Annotated in this window: 18 protein-coding genes; 3 read left to right on the top strand and 15 right to left on the bottom strand. The window is 49.2% G+C overall.

Annotation, left to right across the window (positions count from 1 at the left end; genetic code table 11):
* Positions 1–53 precede the first annotated feature (53 nt).
* The 6 genes from AC07OI_RS18605 to AC07OI_RS18630 all read right to left on the bottom strand — a co-directional run bounded on the left by AC07OI_RS18605 (position 54) and on the right by AC07OI_RS18630 (position 7837).
* Entirely contained in the window at positions 54–2726 is a 2673-nt protein-coding gene (locus tag AC07OI_RS18605; protein ID WP_495258237.1) for a hypothetical protein, read from the bottom strand.
* A gap of 221 nt (positions 2727–2947) precedes the next feature.
* Entirely contained in the window at positions 2948–3502 is a 555-nt protein-coding gene (locus AC07OI_RS18610; RefSeq protein ID WP_495258238.1) for a hypothetical protein, read from the bottom strand.
* A 78-nt stretch (positions 3503–3580) separates the two neighbouring features.
* Positions 3581–4441, bottom strand: a complete 861-nt coding sequence (locus tag AC07OI_RS18615; protein WP_495258239.1) for a hypothetical protein — start codon at positions 4439–4441, stop codon at positions 3581–3583.
* A 106-nt stretch (positions 4442–4547) separates the two neighbouring features.
* Positions 4548–4988, bottom strand: coding sequence for a hypothetical protein (locus AC07OI_RS18620; protein ID WP_495258240.1), 441 nt, complete (start codon positions 4986–4988; stop codon positions 4548–4550).
* Between the two features lie 60 nt (positions 4989–5048).
* Positions 5049–6134 carry a hypothetical protein gene (locus AC07OI_RS18625; protein ID WP_495258241.1) on the bottom strand — a complete coding sequence of 362 codons (1086 nt, stop codon included), beginning with the start codon at positions 6132–6134 and terminating at the stop codon, positions 5049–5051.
* Positions 6135–6274: 140 nt separating this feature from the next.
* The gene (locus tag AC07OI_RS18630) at positions 6275–7837 is read right to left on the bottom strand and encodes a beta-barrel assembly-enhancing protease (protein ID WP_495258242.1); all 1563 of its coding nucleotides are present in this window, start codon (positions 7835–7837) and stop codon (positions 6275–6277) included.
* Between the two features lie 129 nt (positions 7838–7966).
* On the opposite strand from AC07OI_RS18630, the gene moaC reads away from it, so the two are divergent.
* Both moaC and AC07OI_RS18640 read left to right on the top strand, forming a co-directional pair.
* Positions 7967–8512: a cyclic pyranopterin monophosphate synthase MoaC gene (gene moaC, locus AC07OI_RS18635; RefSeq protein WP_492701013.1), complete on the top strand. Its 546-nt coding sequence runs from the start codon at positions 7967–7969 to the stop codon at positions 8510–8512.
* The gene (locus AC07OI_RS18640; protein WP_495258243.1) at positions 8509–9096 is read left to right on the top strand and encodes an endonuclease V; all 588 of its coding nucleotides are present in this window, start codon (positions 8509–8511) and stop codon (positions 9094–9096) included. Before moaC ends, AC07OI_RS18640 begins: the two co-directional genes overlap by 4 nt.
* Positions 9097–9536: 440 nt before the next feature.
* On the opposite strand, the gene AC07OI_RS18645 is transcribed toward AC07OI_RS18640, so the two are convergent.
* The 7 genes from AC07OI_RS18645 to AC07OI_RS18675 all read right to left on the bottom strand — a co-directional run bounded on the left by AC07OI_RS18645 (position 9537) and on the right by AC07OI_RS18675 (position 17180).
* The gene (locus tag AC07OI_RS18645) at positions 9537–10085 is read right to left on the bottom strand and encodes a CPCC family cysteine-rich protein (protein ID WP_495258244.1); all 549 of its coding nucleotides are present in this window, start codon (positions 10083–10085) and stop codon (positions 9537–9539) included.
* 195 nt (positions 10086–10280) lie between these two features.
* Positions 10281–12146, bottom strand: coding sequence for a glycoside hydrolase family 16 protein (locus AC07OI_RS18650; RefSeq protein WP_495258245.1), 1866 nt, complete (start codon positions 12144–12146; stop codon positions 10281–10283).
* Between the two features lie 606 nt (positions 12147–12752).
* A complete protein-coding gene (locus AC07OI_RS18655) occupies positions 12753–13214 on the bottom strand; it encodes a hypothetical protein (RefSeq protein WP_495258246.1) in 462 nt (153 codons plus the stop codon).
* A 304-nt stretch (positions 13215–13518) separates the two neighbouring features.
* Entirely contained in the window at positions 13519–13887 is a 369-nt protein-coding gene (locus AC07OI_RS18660) for a hypothetical protein (protein WP_495258247.1), read from the bottom strand.
* A 60-nt stretch (positions 13888–13947) separates the two neighbouring features.
* Complete coding sequence (locus AC07OI_RS18665) at positions 13948–14502, bottom strand: hypothetical protein (RefSeq protein WP_495258248.1); 555 nt, start codon at positions 14500–14502, stop codon at positions 13948–13950.
* Between the two features lie 128 nt (positions 14503–14630).
* The gene (locus tag AC07OI_RS18670; RefSeq protein WP_495258249.1) at positions 14631–16370 is read right to left on the bottom strand and encodes a PglL family O-oligosaccharyltransferase; all 1740 of its coding nucleotides are present in this window, start codon (positions 16368–16370) and stop codon (positions 14631–14633) included.
* 63 nt (positions 16371–16433) lie between these two features.
* On the bottom strand, positions 16434–17180 hold the full coding sequence (locus AC07OI_RS18675) for a hypothetical protein (protein WP_495258250.1): 747 nt from the start codon (positions 17178–17180) through the stop codon (positions 16434–16436).
* A gap of 344 nt (positions 17181–17524) precedes the next feature.
* Here AC07OI_RS18675 and AC07OI_RS18680 point away from each other — a divergent pair, with 344 nt between their 5' ends.
* Positions 17525–17824, top strand: a complete 300-nt coding sequence (locus tag AC07OI_RS18680; RefSeq protein WP_492701031.1) for a cyclic-phosphate processing receiver domain-containing protein — start codon at positions 17525–17527, stop codon at positions 17822–17824.
* On the opposite strand, the gene AC07OI_RS18685 is transcribed toward AC07OI_RS18680, so the two are convergent.
* A complete protein-coding gene (locus AC07OI_RS18685) occupies positions 17821–18471 on the bottom strand; it encodes a hypothetical protein (protein ID WP_495258251.1) in 651 nt (216 codons plus the stop codon). The two genes, AC07OI_RS18680 and AC07OI_RS18685, sit on opposite strands and share 4 nt — an antisense overlap.
* Positions 18468–20435, bottom strand: coding sequence for an ankyrin repeat domain-containing protein (locus tag AC07OI_RS18690; protein ID WP_495258252.1), 1968 nt, complete (start codon positions 20433–20435; stop codon positions 18468–18470). The genes AC07OI_RS18685 and AC07OI_RS18690 overlap by 4 nt, the downstream gene beginning before the upstream one ends.
* Positions 20436–20641: the final 206 nt, after the last annotated feature.

Raw genomic sequence — 20641 nt, forward strand, 5'->3', positions numbered from 1 at the left:
ATATCAAATAAATATCATACATGAAGTAAAGGAAACTACTTGCATTTTAACAATCATTCTTCCTGCCATGCACCATCGTCCCACCAATCCTGTGCAAGAATGGTAGCGACGTCATAGCAAGCGTCGTCTTGGAAACGATAAAGTTTCAGTTCCAGCAAACCCGACATTTCTTCGTTATATGATTTGAATGCTGCCTTTAATTCTTGCGATACGTTTTCGGGATAGACCGAAAAGCACACCAGTTGATCCTCTTCATCAATCGCCATCAACTGCCGCGCCACTACCTTGCCCTGCTCATTTCGGGCATACAAAACCTGCTTGTTGACATCAAGCAGACAGGCGACCGCAGAATAATCACACAAGCCGCCAATGCCAAGGCAACTGCCTGCATAAGTACCCATCATGAGGACTTCAAATGGATCGTGCTCAAATGCGAGCCTCAATTTGCCCTGAGCAGTCTGCACTGTACGTTGCATATCCATTTGCCAAAGAGAGCGCCGCACCTTTGGATGTTTCGCATACCATTGCTGATTAAGTGGGTGATCAAGATAATCCGGCGCATTGCCTGCACGAGCGTTCAACAAAAATCGCCGCAGGCCCTTGCGGTTATTTGCAAAGCTACCACCACTCAAACCTGCCAGTAAACGCAAAGCATGCCTGGCCGGTCTGGAGTATTCATATAGCTGAAATGGTGCATCTATCTCCTTCCACAAAGCAGCTTCAAGTGCCCGCAACCGTAAAGAAGGCAAACGAGACAAAGTCAATTTACAATGCCTTGCTATTTGCGATGGCGATAAATTCAAGCGTCCGTCCAGGAAGTCACGCAAGCGGCGTGGCAAAGGGCTATCCAGCCCATCAGCTTTACTCATTACTAGCAAACGCTGGCACGCGTCTTGCGGTGCCATTGCAAGCCAGTCCAGTGCAAACCAGTCTGCTTTCATCTGCTGCCGCATGAAAGACTGACGTCTCTCATAGGCCAGGCTACCAAGCAAGCGCATGGTTTTGAATAATCTGGCAGGAGCATGAATCAATGAATCTCGCAAAAATAATGGAGCAACCTCACTCAGTGTGTAAGAGCCAAAAACAATCAGTCTTGCTTCATCCTGGCGGCGGCAGGCGCGCTCCAAATGCAGCCATACACGTATATCGAGATCAAGAATTTCTTGCCTTTCATCTTCAGGCCAGGCCTCGACAATGTTGACGAAACTGTGTCCGTAATCGATATTCGCCGAGAATGGCGGCAAGCATAATTTATGCATCAGTGACAAAAATTCGCGTGCAGCTCTTGCCATCGTAGACGCCTTGCCCCAACCGTCAATGAAATTTTTCCACATCAGCGCCAGCTTGTTTTGCCTGCCAGCGGGTAAGGCGATCAGTACGTCATGGCAGATATAAAATAGATCCAGATAAACCTGCCACTTTGCATGGAGATTGTCTTTGTCATCTTCACCCACAAAGTTGTACATGACATTGAACCAGGTGCATGCTGCCTCCTGGTTGAACTTCTCCCACTGTGTCTCGCGCAGTAACTTTGCAAGGCCGGGCAATTCGGCGCAATAATCCCACAAAGAAACCCTTGATCCGATACCGATAGCGTCACAGGCTTTGACAATTGCTTCAACAGGTACATCATTGCAATCAAGTTTCGCACTCAGCGTATATTCGCGCAAAGTGGTCTCGCCACTCATTTCAAACAACAGGCAGCCAGCAAGACTGTATTCCACACTCACTTGTCTCTGCAAATTAGCAAAGCTACTGCGTAAATAATATTCAAAACGAGAATCTTCTTCTGTCAACACATGCAAACGCATAAGCTGATCTGCACTCATCTGCTGCAACGACAATTGCCCCTGCACTTCCCGCATCAGCACACGCAAGAAAATATTCTGGCGCTTTTCAGGCAACAGCAATGCCAGTTCCGCAGCATGGGTTTGCGCTGCATTCATCGCACACAAGCGCGCCAGCAACACCAGTTTTTCTGAACGTGCAACTTCATCGCCATGCAAGCTGCCGTGCTGGTGCCATATTTGCAGCCAGGCCAGTTGTTGAACTGCACTGCATACGCGCAGTTGCCATAAGAAATTGCGACGGAAGGCATCGGGCAAGACTGGCAAGTCTTGCGCAAGTGTGCGCCAGCGATGAAAATACAAGGCAGCGCTGGTGGGAACGATGTCTGCTGCCACCGGCATCAACTGCCCTCGCGCATTCAACACAGGCAGCACGGCAAAGTCATGCTGCGCAAAAAACGCATCCAGTAAGCGTGGATCTGCCAGCCAGCGACACAAATCAAGTTCGGCCTGCGCTGGTTTTGGCGGCTGGTATTTGGTACCGCGATAAGCGCGTGGATGAGCCGCCGTGGCAACTGGCATTTTTTGTGTCCTGACTTGCGGTACGGCTACCGTACTCACACTTGCAGGATCAGGCACAGTCATCCAGAACACCCGCCAAAATGCAGGCCAGACACTGCTCAATTCACTAGCGTTTTGCAAGCTATGCCAGTCTGCCAGCAAGCTTGCAGCAGAGGGAAATAAGCGCATATCCAGTGTATGCAACGCAGCCAAATCTACCTGACGCAAAACAGGCTGCACCACACCATCGACTTCATCGCTCAGCAAGGCAACAATGCCCTCAGGCTGACGCAACAGGCTGATTAATAGTGATTTGACGGATTGAACGACAGGCGGCTTGAGCGCTGCCTTGTCTTTGACAGGATTAACTGATGGCATGTGAACATAAAATGAGAAATCTAAGGACGGCGCATACTCACAAACATGCATCACAGCGCAATCACGCATGCAAGCAGTTTGGTCAGGCACCTCTCTTGGACAAAACCAGCTTTAAGTTGAGCTGGTTCAAATTTTCATTTTGAATTTCACATGTGGCGAAGATGATTTAAAGGGGAAATAAGTAAACAGCCAAAGTGGCTATCGTATCTGCATATTATAAATTAATCTGACCCAGATGGTAATCCATCTTTTTTCAGTCGCTCATCTGCAAGTAGCCGCCATTTCATTTCAGGATGTAAACCAATTGCCGTGATAAATTTACGCAATCCCCCGACAATCTCCTGAGGTGGCGCATGCTTCGTACCATTCCATTCTTGCGCACCACACTTGAAGCAGATCGGTAAAGTGCTCAGCAATTCATCTTGGGCATAGAATTTGATGGTGTGATGTGCTACAAAAATACAGGCAGCACTCACATACTGTGTTCTGTCAGGTACAGCCTTGACCAGTCGCTTAAAATTGACCACGTCTTGCGGGCTCAATATCACAGTTTGGTAAACAAGCTGTTCCTGCTGTTGGAATGTATACGTCTTGACCTCGAAAAAATCATACTTATCAGAGTGTTCTGTCACGACTATCTTATCGGCCTGTTCAATTGCCTTGATCAGATCACGCTTGTAGGCAGCACCCTCGTCTGATATTTTATTGGCTTGGGCTGGTATTGCACTCAAGCAGGCACACAAGGCAATAAGTAAAAAAGCAAACGTCCTGCGCATGTTATTTTCCAGTTGATGAGTTCGTTGGCATGTATTCATACTTCGTACTGAATATACCGCATTTGTTGGCGGTCACTTTCACTTTTCTTCTGAATCCTGATTATTATGGCTGTTTGATCTCCAGGAATTTTGATGCCATCGCGGTAAAAATATTTCATTTCTGTCTTCCCACGTCTTTAGACTAATCACAGTTGATTTATTTAAATTCGTTTTCTGAAGAGCCACCTTCGGGACGTTTATCTGGATATCATCTGCATACGCATCGATAACATCACTGTTACCAAGTACGGCTAGATGTGGGAGGAAGAAAAAGCTATCCATTTTTGTTACCGTATCTGGATTTGCCACTAACATTTCAGCGACAGGAAATGCGACAACATAGCCTTCCGCGTCCAATATACCCAACCATCTATCCACCCCATCGAGTGATTTGGCAAGGGCAACACTAAACTGATGTAGTTGTTCTGAACTCACGTTTTCGACTTGCTGTGTTTTTACGGAAATCAAAAATATGTTGGGATAGTCCTTGATCCCTCTCCCAAATACAAATCCCTCGTGAGAGCCAAGACTCAACAAAGTCGAGTTCTGGGTGTGGCTTTTACTTTTTGGAAAATTTTTCCCAATTGGAGACCAAATTTCATCAAGAGGACTAGGCAACAAAGATATTGAAACTTTCCCTGAAATACCATCTCCTATTTCCAGATCGCCCTCAGCACGAGCAACCAGTAAATTCAGGCCCTCAGTGTAGCGTGCCATAAGAAAATTGTTTATGTCTACACTGGCAATATTCTTTTTTCGAAAATCTATTTTCCCGCGAATGGAGACATCAAACCCGGACAATGAACATTTATCTTTCACAACTGCTTGCAATAAGCGCGACAAATAAGTCAACGCTGAGGTTTGAGAATAAATGCAAATGTAGCCAGATATTAAGGTCATTTTGAACTAATGAAGATTTGTTAGCTTGGTGTTTTGGCGGAATCAGAACAAGTAATTTTTGTCACAAAAATATGAATTGCCAGTCAATAAAATGCAGTTAAATCAATTATTTCAAGTCTAAAGTTCCTGGAGGCTCGCAATACCCATGTATCTCGACATATTGGTGAAAATCAATGGTTGAAGGTACTGGCCAGGGAGGAAGACCTGCCTTGTCTAGAACTAATTTCGCTAACGAACGCAATTTTTTCCAATCCTGAGCATTTATAAAACTTTCACTAGATTGCATAGACGACATTTCATCCAAAAGATCAAACAATTCTCGTGCCCTAGGGCATGGCTCAAACTCAGCGAGCCAACTTAAATAGAGTACGCTTAAGGTAATAAGCACATGAACGGCACTATTCTCAGTCAACGCTTTTGCGGACTCCGTAGGCCCAGGCAATTTTCCTAATATTTCCATTTGACGTGATGGCTCTAAGGTCAACAATGAAAATGTCATCCACAAAACCTCAGAACTGGAGCTTGGTTCAATAGTTAAATTTCCCATCAATTTCATATATATATATATTTCTGGCTAACCGAACACGGGAGACGGGTCAGCAGCAAATTAATTTTGGGGTGAAATGTGCCAGACATCATCCCAGGAGTTTTGCCAATAACTGGGATATTTTTTCTTCATCGCTTGCAAAAACAAGTCCATTTCCTCAACGGCATTAAATTTCAACAATCCAGCTGGTGGCTTCGGCCCTTTTTTAAATCGCTCGATCGCTATCTCCTTACCTGCGCGCGCGGATTGTATGAATACTGGCCACTCCAATCGCCGAACCAAATGTGCACGCAACGCATTCACGAGATCATTATGACGTTGCCCGCGATTCATGGCATCGTAATCCTTCAAGTAATTTACTACCGAGTATGGATATGCTATTTGAAAAGAAAAATCATCAAGATTCGGACTCATCGAGAGAAAATCAAGCAGGATTCCGTTGTCCAACTCTGCCAATATATGTTCCAACATCTCTATCTGAATACTGTCTTTCTTAGCCGATTCAGGCCCGCCGTACATATTCCTGAAAAGAACCGCTTCGTCATGGTCATCACCGCCGAGAAAGCGCTCCTGCCAATCTGTGTTGAGCAATTTCTCGTCATCAAATGGCCTGACAAAGAACATACCGCGCTCAGCCATATATTCACGCAAAACCTGGGTCAAATTTGTTCTTGCATCAGGGACTCTCGGAATTAAATAGGTGCGAAACCAGAGTGGATTCAACGGACGTTCCTTTTTGTTATAAGTTATGGATGACGGACTCAATAAGCCACCATCAAAAGCTAACAACCCATACGGAATATTCTGAGCGCTTAAATCGTGTGATGCCAATTCTTTTTTAAATTTTGCACGAGTCTCTTTATCTATAAAAAAAGACTGTGTCCATGATGCCTGTTGCCGCCCGACATCCGCAGCAATTTCTGCAGTGTCATAACTACTCCTGGGGACAGAAACCAGGACATGATTTCTGGGGGCAGCCAGAATAGCAGCAGTCCAAGGGAGTTTTTTAAAATCCAAAAAATACAGCATCAATTTATCGCGTGATCGCAACTCATCTTCGGCCCAGTGAAGAGATGTTTTTTTCAAGTCGCTAAATTGAAACTCGGCAGTTGACAGTGACAAGTGAGCGCTTATTTCTTTTTGCATGATGGCAAGGATTTTTTACCGAGAACTTTTCCTGTGCTCAATAGGAAGTCTGGCATGGATGGAAAACTCAGGCCGCAATCACGGATTGCAGCCTGTCAGGAACCGCCTTGTTCACGCTTAAGAAATTGCCACATCATGCATCAACGCCGCTTCTTCTCTTCCGCCAATTGTTCCTTGTGCTTTTCTTTCCATTCACGCTCACGGGCATCGATGACGGACAGTTCAAAATACTGCGCATCTTTTTCGCGGCGGGCGATGTCGAGTTGCTGCAGGGCGGCTGCGAGATTGCCTTCTATGCCATAAGCCTCAGCCAGGGCGACGTGCTGAGCGGCTTGCTTGCCTTGTGCAGCATAGACTTTGGCCAGCAGGTTATAGAGTTGCGCTTCTTGGCGGTACAGGACGATCTGGTCGCGTAAAAAGACGGCGGCTTGCTCTTCTTTGCTGTCTGCCAGCAAAGCTTCGGCATATTGCACGGCGACGCCACGTGAGAGCGGCAAATCACGCATGCCTTTTTCTGCTTCCTTGACGGCGGCTGCGGTTTGTTTGTCGCCGATCAAGATGTCGATGGACAGGTCGATATACATATTGCTGTAACTGAGCATGCTTTTATACGCAGGCACCTGTTCCAGCATTTTGCGCGATTGATCGAGCAGCTTGCGGGCGGTGACAAAGCCCAGACGTTTATAGGCGACAAAGGCCTGGCCATATTTGGCGGTGATCTGGTCTTCGAGTTTGCCGGTCTTGGCCTGGGTATCAAAAAAAGTACTGGCATCCATCAGGCCCTGCGTACTGCTGTCCTGCAAGACCCTGATCCTGGCCTTGGTAAGTAAAAATTCCAGGCTGTCGGCATGCTGGCGATAACGCTGGTCTGTCAGGCGCGATTGTATGTCGGCTATCCTGTCGCTGGTCAGGGGATGGCTGCGTAAATACGGCGGCAGGTTATCGTTATAGTTGCGCATGGAATTTTGCAGGCGGCCAAAAAAACTGACCATGCCAGACGGGTCAAAGCCAGAGTCCCGCAAAATCTGGAAGCCAACACGATCAGCCTCGCGTTCAGCGTCACGACCAAAATTCAATTGTTTTTGTATCGCCAGCCCCTGCCCGCCGGAGGCAATTGCCATGGCAGCATCGGGGCTGGATCGGGCTGCCAGCACGGCCAGCGCCAGTGCGGCCAACGGGATCAACGCGTCGCCGCGCTGACTGGTCAGCATGCGGGCAATATGGCGCTGGGCAACGTGGCCAATCTCATGGCCCATGACCGAGGCCAGTTCAGATTCAGATTGCGCTGCCAAAATCAGGCCAGAATGAAAACCGATAAAACCACCGGGAAAAGCAAAAGCATTCAGCACCGGGTCGCGCACGGCAAAAAATTCGAAATTGAAATTGGTTTCACCTCTGGCGTCAGGCCGGGCTTCGAGCATCTTGTTGCCGAGGCGGTTCAGGTATTCACTGACTGGCGCATCGTCCATGAAATCCGGGTCGCGCCTGACCACGCTCATGATTTGCTCACCCAGCTTGCGTTCAGCCAGGGGGGACAAATCTTCGCGCGAGGTATCACCCAAAGTCGGCAGGTTTTGCGCCTGGACTAGCCCAGATGGCAGGTTCACGCTAGCCACACTGGTCAATAGCAGTACCGCCAGACGGATGGCCGGCAGGTGAAAAGCGCGTCGTAAAGGTTTCGCAATGCTATGATACTTGGACACTAATAGCTTCCTTATTTCGAGGGCTTATGCAAAATTGTTTCAACCTGGCATGACCAATGGTATGTGCCACAGGGCTGGAGCGATTTTTCTTAAGTCCTCATCTCTCTACTTTTATCTTTTTACACAATAATGAGCACAGATACAAGCAACCCCGGCAACCCCAGCAAACCCGAACTGCCCCAGGAATTGACGCACGAGCTGACCCATTTCGACGCAGGTGGTCAAGCCCATATGGTGGATGTTGGCAACAAAAACAATAGCCACCGCATCGCCATCGCCCGCGGCCACATCCGTATGCTACCTGCCACACTGGCAATTATCCAGCAGGGCAATGCAAAAAAGGGCGATGTCATCGGCATAGCCCGCATCGCCGCCATCATGGCTGCCAAGCGCACCAGCGACCTGATCCCGCTCTGCCACCCACTGGCGCTCACGCGTGTCACGGTTGATTTTAGCATTGATGCAAGTAACAACACCGTTACATGCGAAGCCCAGGTTGAAACAGTTGGTAAAACCGGTGTAGAAATGGAAGCCCTTACCGCAGTGCAAGTCGGCCTGCTGACCGTGTACGACATGTGCAAAGCCGTTGACCGGGGCATGGTCATGACTGATATACGTGTGCTGGAGAAACATGGCGGCAAATCAGGCGACTGGGTGGCGGATATCGACAAATGACAGCAAAACCAGCCACTTTGCTGGCGGTAGATGTGCATTACAGCAGCGATGGCGAGGGTGGCACTGGTGAGCAGGCCTGTGTCGCTGGTGTCATCTTCCATAACTGGGATGACGAGCACCCAGCAAAAACCTGCATCAGCCACATCAGCCATGTTGCCGACTATGTGCCCGGTGAATTCTACAAGCGCGAGCTGCCCTGCATCTTGCAGTTGCTGGCAGAGCATGATTTGCAGCCAAACTGCATCATCATCGACGGTTATGTATATCTGGATGGCAAGAGCAGACCCGGTCTGGGCTGGTATTTATATGAAGCACTGGCTAACAAAGTCAGCGTCATAGGCGTTGCCAAGTCATCTTTCTCGGCCATAGATGCCTCGTTCGGCATTTGCCGCGGTGAGAGCAACAAGCCACTGTACATCACCAGCCTGGGCATGGAACTGGCAACAGCCCAAGCCAGCATTGCCGCCATGCATGGTAAATATCGCATACCGACTTTGTTGAAACAAGTCGATCAGTTGTGTCGTGAAGCGGGCGATAAGCCTGCTAACGACACCTCAAACCTTAGCCAACATCAAATAGCCTGATTTTTTAAGAGCGACAAGCATGCCAATATTTACCAGTTGGGGCCCCATAGATGCGCAGTCTCCATGCACCCTCGCAACAGGTGAAGACCCGCCTCGATTTAATGATGGATCACTTGAGCCAGATTGCGAACAACTGTTCTGGCGCATAGAAGCCGCCACATGGGAAGAGGCAATGGCAATCTATCATCTGCGCCAGGGCTGGGAACCATATAATCCGGGAGTAAAAGCAATGCCCTGCCCCGAATGCGGTTCATTGTTTTATCCCGAAGGAAGCGGGCAGTGCTGGAAGTGCGAAAGACGGATTTGCTGAGTATCTGTAAGTGAATCACACAATTTTATTCACAGGTGCTTGTAACAGGGAAACAGACGACATTTGCCGAAATGCGGCTTTGAACCTTAGCCGACAGACTAGGCTGATTGCCTATCAACGTGATACGCCCCTATTTTTCTGATAAATATCGATCCCGACCATCCGAAAGGACATATCGTCGAGTGTCTTCAGTGACGGCACCAATGTTTTGGAAATTCTGCTGCGCATCACGCAGCGTCATATGATTCGGCCCACTGAGTCGATCAAATTCCGTTATCCCGTCATCCTCCCAAAAGCATACACGACAAATGTCATATGCCGCACTCTCTTGCAGGCTTCGGTATCCACAGCAGGGACAAGCCGCTAGCTCCTCAACATCGCCTTCAATCACAATGTCCAATCCGAGCAGAGTGATTTGTTTTTTCAAATACGAGTTGATCACTCCTGTATATGAATGCTTAAGGGCAATCTGTAGCAGAGGATCATATATTGCACTTTCCGAGTCGTCCGGCTCGTCAGTACGAGTGATCATCGCCTTTAAAAGATCAGGAAGACCTGCATAGTCAGGATCACCTGCATCAATGGTCCACCAATCCAGCAACAAGACCTCGCGCTCCTCCTTGGAAAGCCGGGCAAGATCGCGTTGCACTAACAAATCAATTGCTTCATCTCTAGTCATATGAGTCGCCATCTACAATTACCGATCAAAAATGGAATCGTACATTACGACAATTCTATACGACAGAAATGCGTAAATGTAAGACCCCTCTTCACATTCATTGAGGCGTTTCAGAAGCGATTCGTGCGTCGATTAGCCCCAAGAAAAACGGTCGTAAATTCCTTACGACCGTTCTCTCCATAAATTAAAAGAACGTCACTTCATCGTGAAGCTCTGCTGCCCGGTATCGACTGCATAATTTTTCGCAACGTCCCAATAAGTGAAGCTGTATTTCACCAGGTCCCCTGCTTTGAGTCCGCCAACTGTGTAGCTGTTGTTACCGTTGGATTGCGCCATGCGGACGTTTTGTTGGCCGCCAGAGTTGACCGTGTAATGCACGTCTGCCCACGACGACGTGTTGATGCCAAACTGCAATGTGCTGGCGTTGATTTGTGTGGCACTGCTTGAAACCGGAGTTGGTGTGGGTGTGGGCGTGGGCGTGGGTGTTGGAGTCGGCGTAGGTGTCGGGGTTGGCGTAGGTGTCGGGGTTGGCGTTGGCGTTGGCGTCGGCGTTGGCGTCGGCACGCCAGTGTCCCAGATAATATCGTCAATCGCCCACTGGAAAGTGCTGCCGGGCAGGCTGCCATCGACGCTGTAGATCTGGAACAGATCAGACATTGATTGCAAGGCGATCAGGTTGCCTGCGAGTGCAGAAATGGGGATGGTCGCTGTGCCCCAATTGCCGTCGCGTACCAGTCCGTAGCTCGCCACGCTTGCGGGAAAAGTGACCGAGCCCTGGTTGGTGTAGGTATCACCGATGCCGACTTTGAAGGCAACGTTAGCGGGTATCTTGATCTTGAATTTCAGCGTGCCATTTCTGTAGTTGCTCATGTCACGCACCTGGCGCGATTGTATGCTGCTGCCAAACCACTGGTTCGCGGCAGTGTAGTTCCAGGCGATGACATTGCTGCCTTCATACGGTGCGGTAGAGCCTGCCGACATCGATGTCTGGTTCCAGTTCCACACGTCCGAGCTGACACCTGCCGTCTGCTTGTTATTGACTGCGGTGAGATCGGTAAACACGCCAAATTTGCCAACCTCGGGCACGTTAGGGTTACCCACTTTCACCGTGCCTTTGCCATCTAATTCATAGACCCGCACATAATCGACATACATGGTGCCAGGCAAGGGTGTGGTTACTTGTGCCGGCGTTGCAGCATCGGTGAAGTTGCCGCCCACAGCGAGGTTAAACAGGAGGTAGTACGGTGCCTGCAGCGAGGTTGAATTGACGGGCAAAGGGTTTTGATACATGTCGCGCTCTACACCGTTATCGATGACGGTAAAACGCATCTGTGCATCGGTCCAGTACAGGCGGTAGGTGACGAAACGGTTGATCAAAGGTGTCGAGGCGATATACCAGTTTTTGGTTTGCCACGCGGTCGAAGCAGCGCAACTGGGATTGCCCGGCACACAGGCGGCGTCCTGATAGGTAATAACGTTTGAGCCTACATAATTATTGATCGCCGGGTAGCCAGCCAGCGCCCTTCCTGCGTTGCTATGCCCCATTTCCATGATATCGATCTCGCCGTTGCGCGGCCAGGTTTGCGGGCTGGTACCCAACATCCAGGCGGCAGGCCACAGCCCTGTGCCAACTTGTGGCGTGCTGATGCGCATCTCTACCATGCCGTATTGGACTTGTACTTTGCCTGCAGAAGAAATTTTTCCGGACGTGAAGACGTTGCTGCCAATGACCTGGTTTTTTGCCTGGATTGCCAAAGCGCGCGTACCAGGTTCAAAGGGAACGTTTTGTATCGAGACATTGTTAGGACTGTAGTATTCCAGTTCCTGATTACCATAGCCGCATAAATTGATCTGGCAGCCATTGCCGTCATAGGCTGTCCACAAGCCAGTGTTGAGATTGGTGCCATTAAATTCCTCTGACCAAATCAGCCTGCCTATCACAGGATTAGTAACACTGGCATTGGCTTGCGAGCCAAAGGCCAGCAAGATACTGGCAGCGATGGCTGTGAGTGTGCTGCTGCGTTTTTGTTTGTTGAGACGATAGTCCTGCCGTTTCATCATGCCTCCGTAATTTTCAATTTTAAAAACAGGAATTAGACGGCTTGACATAGAAAAGCACTGTCAAAAACGTCTGTCTGAGCTATGTGTAAAGACCATTGATATCAATTCTCGAACCTGTTCCCATTTAATTCAAGTCATTTTGGAAACGTTTCCATTCGAGAGTTTTAATATTGATATTATTTGTATTTTTTGTCAATGGAAATTTTTGCGCCTGAGTTTTATTGAACTTAAAGCAATGTTGGTGCACATGCGGGCAAAAGGCGCTAATTGTGTGAGCTGAGAATGGGCTACCAACGGAAAGCAATACCGGCAGAACAAAACGGAATCAGGCCTGACATGACAGCATTTCCTTACTACGAAAATGTATAAATGTTGGACCTGACCCCGTCTTTTCGACTGCTTGACTACCGAGCCAAGCCTCCGATTACACTTCGTTAATCGGAGCTACGCGGGCTTTACTACCGGGGCTAATGGGCGACCTCATCTTTGTATGAGGGAGAGAGCCCCAAGGCATGGTGACCAATTCAGAAGTACAGGAACGAAAACGCTTGGCATGTGCGATTACGTAGAGCTACAGCTAATCGCAGAACTGGTTTATTAGCGAAGCTATTTTCCCGCAGCACATGGCTTTTTGGGGGAAACTGAAACAATGTCCTTTATTCCACCGACATAGTCATGACCCCACACTCCTGTTAAAGCCTGATCGTAAGTTCCAGTAACCCATACACAAGTACCATGATATCGAAAATATTTTTTCAATGCCAAATAAAAATCTTTCCCATCATCGTTTGAACGATACTCGGTCCGAGGTGCTGCCAGTTGAAGCCAAATCATCCTTTGCGAATCTTGCGCATTGGGCTGGCAACCCGATGTCGACAAAGAATAACTTTCCGCCTGAAGATTTATTTTTCCATAAACTACAACTCTCTTCAGATTGAATTTTTCTGCATCTGACAAAAGCTGATTTAGCGACAATTCAGCCGGATAATTTTCGGCTTTTGTCTGAGATTGGGCCGAATTGCAAATCGGTGCAATAAAAATTAAAAACATCAAAAAAATAGTTTTCATATGAATATTCAAATTACTTTATACATTCGCACTTCAATGGGTGATACCTGAATTCATGAGAAAACTAAACGTAGCAATCAGTTAAGAAAAATTGGGATATATGAATAAACTCTATTTCTCTGCGTAACAGCAATTGATTGCAGGATATACAAAAGGCTGATTTGAGTATTTTCTCAATCAGCCTTTTCATATTAACCCTTTGGAAATCGGGGTCAGAAATCGAAATCGGGGTCAGGTCTGACATTACGACATTTCTACACTACGGAAATGCGTGAACGTAAGATTTCCCCGTTCTTTTGCCAAGTTACTTGCGAGCCATACGCCAAATCAACCAGAAACCTAACGCAGATGCACTGCCGATAGGTGTTGTTGGCCACAAATCGCTTAGCTGAGGTGTACTTGGCAGTCGTATGAAAATTCCTGCTAAAGCGCCGATCAATGTGCCAGATCCAATGATAGACCACCAGTTAACCAGCTTGAAATGATCAAGCAATATAAACGCTGGGGCTCCTGTCAGGATAGCGAAAAAAAATGTAAAGACATAAAAAATTGGGATAAGACCATAAGCAATAAAATCTTCCCCACTAAAATTGGGCGCCCTCAATGCAATCATGATTGCCGCAATTAGAGGGGCGAAAATAAACCCGAGGGTTATGGCAGTGTCTTTAGTCATAAGTAGATACCAGGTGAAGATTGCGCTAAGTGAATCTCGCCTATGGGCATTCAAAGCTGATTAATTTTCAGGCGGATTACCCACCTTCGCTTGTCCTGATAATTCAGTCACACACCCAGCATTGAAATTATCCATATCATAGCCGCCATAGTTCAGCGTTTGTTTTGGTTTTTCGAATGTACCTAAAACAAAAACGTATGACGTTAAATCCTTTCTACATTCTTTACTCACCATACCAACCTTAACAGAAACATCAACGATAGTATCTTCTCCGACAGGGAGCAATCTGATTCTCCAAAGTTGGACATTTTCGCTAACAGAATTTCTTTCCCCTACTGAAACAGCAACCAATATCTGTCGTTTAAAATCAATTTTTGATAAAACCTGTTCGTAATCGGAGCTACTCATTACGGACTTTACCCATGATTTATCAAGTTGATCCTTACTTTCAAAGTGATACAACTTGGGCCTGGTTGGTCCGTTAGTTCCTGTAAAAATGTGTGCAGATTCAACGGCATTTGAGCAGCCAGCCAAGGACATCAGGGCAGCAAAAAACATCCCTGGCAAAGAGAGATAAGCGCCAAAAAAATTAATTACTGCTTTCAAGCTTTGCATGGAAACTTTCTTTATGTGCGCGCAGTACCAAATGCCGTTGATCAAATTTTGATACCCTTGATGGTGACGCCTACCAGGCTTGCTGAGGCAGATCACCTTTACCATGAAGTGAAGTGGCACTTGCCAAATCAGGGCGCATCCCGCGCAAGCATGGTTTCAAACACCGCCTGATATCTTGGGTCTTCCCTGCCCTTGGCTTTCCAGTAGTCATAATATTCTGGATAAGGGATAGGGTGCAGGCGTTGCAGAGTGAGCATGGTGCGGGCGGCTTTTTTTGGTTGGCCGTTAAGGGTGTACATCTCGGCTTGCTGGCTGAGGATGTGGACGAAGCCGAAGCGGGGGCTCCAGGTTTCTATGTAGTTGATTTCTTCTACTGACATGCCTTCGCGTGGTTTGATGTGGGTCAGCTTGAAGTATTCAAAGAACTGCGGGAACAGGGTGAACCGGGGTTTTTGCAAGAATTCTTGTTGCGTCTGGAAACCTGACTGCACATTGCGCAAGGCCTTGAAGCCACCAACGACGCGCTGGTAATCCAGCGTGATGGCCATCATCAGTATGCAAGCCGAGGCAAAACCGGCCAGCACGATGCCGGGCTTGATCACAGTGCCAGCACTTGGCCAACGCAGCTGGTGCGCCATGCCCATGATGACGCCAACAGGTATCAGGACGAAGGCATACCATAGCGGGAATTCGACCATGCTATGCACGCCAACGGCAAACAGGCACAGGCTGCAAAATTGCAATGGCATGCTTTTGGGGGTCTTGTTTTCGGAGGAGCGGATGCAGGTCTGGTAAAACCACCAGCACAGGCCACTCATGATCAGTGCTGTTGCAGGCCAACCCAGTTCAGCAGCAAAATTAAGCAGCAAGTTGTGCGCATGTTCGGCATAGGTGCTGGATGAAAAATCTGCTGCGACACTGACCTGACCCGGGCCGTAACCAAACCAGCCCACACCCAGCCAGGGGTGCTCTGCTGCCAGTCGCCATGCGGTTTGCCACAAGACCATGCGTTCTGAACGTCCGCCCACATGGTCAGCCACGGAACCGGCAGAAAACCCCATGGCCTGGCTGATTTGCGGCAGGCAGAAAGTCAGCGCTGCATATAGCATGACCAAGGCCAGCATGACGAGTATGCCATTGCGTCTGCCTGATTCCAGCTTGCTCACCATATAGACAAAAAACAGCGGCACCAGTATCCAGCCTATGCGTGATTGTGTCAGCACTGCACCCCAAAGAATAAGGGCGGCAATGGCAGCAGAACTAAAGGCAGAAAATGTGTGTGTGCGATAAAAATACCAAAGCCCTGCCAGGGCAAAAAAATACAGCAGGGCCAGTTGATTTGGCTGCGCCACATTGGCAAAGGGGCGCATGGCAATATTGGGGTCTTTGGCTATATACATGACAAATGGCGTCGCATCCAGGCCCATGATCTGAATGTGCTGAAACACCAGCGACACAGATGCTGCGAGCAAACTGGCCAGCGCTATTGCTGCCACTGCCATATCCAGCTTTGACTCATCCAGCGCCAGGCTGCTGCCAAACACGATGGCGAGAGCAAACAGCAGCAGGTACATGAGGGGAAAGGCGACAAAGGTGGCCGGTACTATCATACCCAATGCGACCTGCAGCAAGATCAACAGCACGATCGCCATTGGCAATGCCAACAAGGCTGGGAAGCGCAAGCGTACTGCAAGCGCAGGCTCAGAGCGAATAACAAAATATGCCATCGCACCGGTCAGACCAAGGCAGATGATCAGGTCATGGTAAAAAGTTCTGTAGGGATGGATATGATAGGGATGTGCGTAGCTGAAAAAAATTGCTACAGCAAAAATGATCAATGCCAGCTTGCCTTCCTTTGCGGATGCCATTCGGGATACATTTCAAGAATGGGCCTGGTCAGACTTGTTGAATCAAACCAGGCCGGGTGAGAATTACAATTTGAGGGCAATCGGCATGATGCCTTTATAGGCTGCCGTTTTTGCGTCGATCACAGCAGGGAAAGTCGAGACGCGTATTTTGATGGGCTGGTATTTGCAGGTTTTTTCATCGCAGTCGTTTGATTTCAACCATGCCTGTATTTCAGCCTTTTTTTCTGCATTGTTTTTTTCCAGTATGTCGAAGTCTTCAGCATTTTTGAGGATTTCGTCTTTCATGTCTGCATAGGGAATATGCAAATGCGGCATATGCCCTTTGCCACCGCCAACTGACTCCATTGCCTGCGCAGCACTGATATCAGTTGGGTCGGTAGGATCCTTGACGCCGACGAGTTTTGGCCCCCACAAAGGCAAGGTGGTTTTGGCCTTGTTCAGGTTACCGTCGGTAATTTCAGATGACTGTATGACTTGAAATGATTTCCCCAAAGCGGCGATATAGGCCGGCCGGGCTTCGAGCAAGGTGCTGACACCGTACAAGAATGCCGACATCTGCACGATAGCGATCACCGCCAGATCCAGCACCAGCCATTTCTTTTTGGGGTTGAACACCACCAGCGTCAACGCTGGGCCCAGCACCACATCGATACCAACGATCAGGAAAAAAATTTCATAACCACCAATGGCTCTTAGCATAGGGGTTGGATACCACATATACCAGCACATGAGGAGCAGGCAAAGACCTACCATGCAGCTCAAAATGAAATGCGTGGCACTGGCGCGATAGCGAGAGATAGATGTTTTCATAGTAGTTGACATGAATCGAAAGAAAAACCCAGGGGCCGGGTCCGGTTCTGTCACATCAGGGCATCTTAGCCTAATATGGCGCAGCGATTCCATCGACCTGATATCACCGACCGGGGCATCGGTCACAATCAAAGAAAAGCACGCATATTCTAATGAGCTTTTCCCGCCAAATCAAGACTGGCGGGCTATTCCAGCCCATAACGGTCATCCTGACGACTGGCATGACATATTAAATATGGAAGGGCAATTGCATTAAAATCAATACCACACCATACTTTAGCATGTCAGACGTTAAAGCAATGAATCAAAGCACCCGAGTTTTTGCATTTAAAAAGTGAGTCCGTATGAAAGTTTATCTCGACGATGAGAGAGTTACACCGGAGGGCTGGACCCGCACTTACTGGCCGGAAGACACTATCGATCTGCTAAAAACCGGTGCCGTAACTCACTTGAGCCTTGATCATGACCTGGGCGATGATGAGAGAGGCACCGGTTACGACGTCGTACTTTGGATAGAAGAAGCCGTCATGACGCATGGTTTTATACCTCCGCAGGAAATGCGCGTGCATTCTGCCAATTCTTCTGCCCGGCAAAAAATGGAGGCGGGCATACAGAGCATCTTGCGGCATCTGCAAAAGAGTTAGGAGCTTGCAGCTTGTACTGGCTTCACGGGCAGGACAAAACTCACTTTGGTCCCGAGTACCCTGACCTGCAATTTCCAGATGATCTTGATCTCAGTGCGTCCCAGAGCACCGCTGGCTGGCAGGTCTGCAGGCAGGCCAAGCGTGAAGTCCACGCTGCCTGCGCCTTGGGCAATATGCCTGTCCTTGAACTTTTGCGACCACAAGGTTTTCGTGCTCGCGTCCTCGCCGCTATCTTCCACATGGGTGCAGACAATTTCCAATGCCAAGGGGTGGGTTGCAGCAGGGTGACGCATGCCCTGCCCCAGCCCGGTCATGAAATACAAAGTCGCTGGCACATCCCTGCAAGCTGGATGCAAGGGCTGCTGCAGTTGCAAGACCACCTCACCGAGGCGCTTGCGCAGGTAAATCTGCATGCATCCATACGCCAGCATCATGGCACCAACCAAGGGAGAAAGCATGAGCAGATACTCCCCCATGGCACAAGCACTGGCACAGTCTTTCCATATCTGCCAGCTAAAAGCTGCACTGACAATCAGCCAGATAACTGACACAACTATGGCAATAGTATGTTTTGCATCCTCCGCATGTATATACCTGCCTGCTTGCAGGGGCTTTGCATTCCTGGCGACTGCTGAGAATTCGCTCATGTGCATCCCAGCGCCGTCGCTGCCTGCGGCTGTTTGAAGTACCTTGCATAGCCGCAGGCATCTTCACCGTACAAGTCTTTCTTGCTGCGCTCTGCTCCAGTCAGCAGCAAGAAACTGATCACGGCCAATTGATTGTATTGGGTAGCGATCATCAAGGGAGTAGAGCCGCGTCCTGCGGTGAAGGGCTGGTCGATGGCGACCCCGCGTTCATGCAGATAGCGCAGGCTCTTCAGCGCCCCTTTGTAGGCAGCATAGTGCATGGGTGTCCACAGTTTATTACTGGGACGACGCAGGTCAGCGCCGGCATCGGCCAGCATCTGCACGATCTCTACCCCATCATTGCTGATGGCAGCAAACAAGGCGCTACGTTCGCCATTGCCATCCGCATCCAGCGGCGTGGTCAAATCTGTTTGCGCGCCTTTTTCCAGCAGGTAGCGCACTTTGGCGATGTCGTTGTCATCAGCAGCTTGCATCAGCAGGCTGCGCCCATCCGCATCCCTGGCGTTGACATCGGCACCGGCATCCAGCCTGGCTTTTAGTTGCGCCAGTGTTTCGGTTTGTGCTTCAGTGTGATCAGTATTCGCGTTACGCCTGTGCCTGCTGCTGTCACTTGCACTGTTGAAGATGGCGACGGCAGTAATCGCAATCAGGATAAAGAAGATGCCATAGGCCCAGAACCAGCTACGGGTTTGTTTGCTGGTATCCCCAGGTGCTCTTGGTAAGCCAAAGAGCCTGACAGGTTCACGGGGGTATTGTCTGGCAAGCACATCAGCGGCATTGACTTGCCCACCCACGCCCTGCCGTACTGGCAACTTAAAGATGAGTTCGGCATCCAGCGCCTTGATTCTGAGCTTCCAGATCACCTCTACATCTTTATGATCCTGGGTACCGCTGGCAGGCATGTCCGCAGGCAGGCTGATGCTGAAATCCATTCCCTGCGCAGCATGCACAACTTGCTGTTCCCGCAGTTGTTGTGACCATAGGGTTTTAGTCGTGGTGTCTTCACCACGCCGGTCTTCGTGTTCACAAAGCACTTCCAGCTTCACCGGATAGTGCGTTGCCGCCGTGCGCATGCGTTGCCCCAGAGGGGGATCAAAACGCAGCTGTAGCGGCAAATCATCAATACCGGTATAAGGCTGTTGCGCCAGGCTCATGCAAGGATTGCCAATACGCCTGCGCGCAAGCCCCATGTGTATCGCGGCCCAGAACAAGCCCAGCCCTGCCAGCGGAAACAGGGTGATAAAGGCGATCAACATGCCGCCTGCATTTTTTTGCATATAGACCGTGGCAGCTATCGGCATGCAGATCAGGTTCCAGATCACGGCAAACACAGTCAGGGCGGCGGCACCACTGCGCTCTGGCTGTAGCTCCAGCTTGCCTGAGGAAGTATATGAGGCATGCTGCCCATTGCCCTTGAATTCGCCAAGCGTTTCTTCTTCGTCAGGCTTGAACCAGATTGCCCACAGCGCCCACAAGGCACCCAGGCTGACAGCGGGAAACAAGGTAGCAAAAGGGATGAGGAAGATGAGACGGTTCAGGTGCACTTGCCTGTCGTACACGGCAAAGGCAGGGTCTTGCGGGTCCATCCAGAGGGTGACGCTTTGGTCGCTGCTACGGGCTTGCAGCAGGCTGGCGTGGGTTCGGTGATTGTACCCATTGAAGCCGTCGCTGCTGTCGCCACCGACACTGATGCGTTTGCTGCGATAAGTTTTGCCGTCGTACTGGTAGACAAATTCAGTATCGACTGAGTAGCTGGGGCCATCTTCAGAACGATGCTCGCGCAGCTCCAGTCTGCCGACTTTGGCCTGCACCGCCACCAGATCACCGGCACGCCACCAGCCATGTAGTTGCTGGGCCATCGGTAAAACACCACCGAACCAGCCCCCCGCACCAAATCCAACTAAAAACACCAGGGCAAATAAACTGGCACCTAATTTACTACTTATTCTTTTTGTTTTTGTCATGGCAGCAATGTAGCAAACCACTTTGCGCACTGCAATATCTGCGATGCAACACTGATGGGTGGAAGCAACAGCATCAATTACTGCAAGATGTCATGCTGTCGTCATATTACTGAAGTAGGAATCGACTCCATAAAAAAACCAGCTGATGAGCCGGTTTTTTTATGGAAAATGAAAGGATAGATATCAGGCAGCTCAACAAACTGCCG

The sequence above is a fragment of the Undibacterium sp. GW821-FHT07F11 genome, assembly GCF_059418665.1.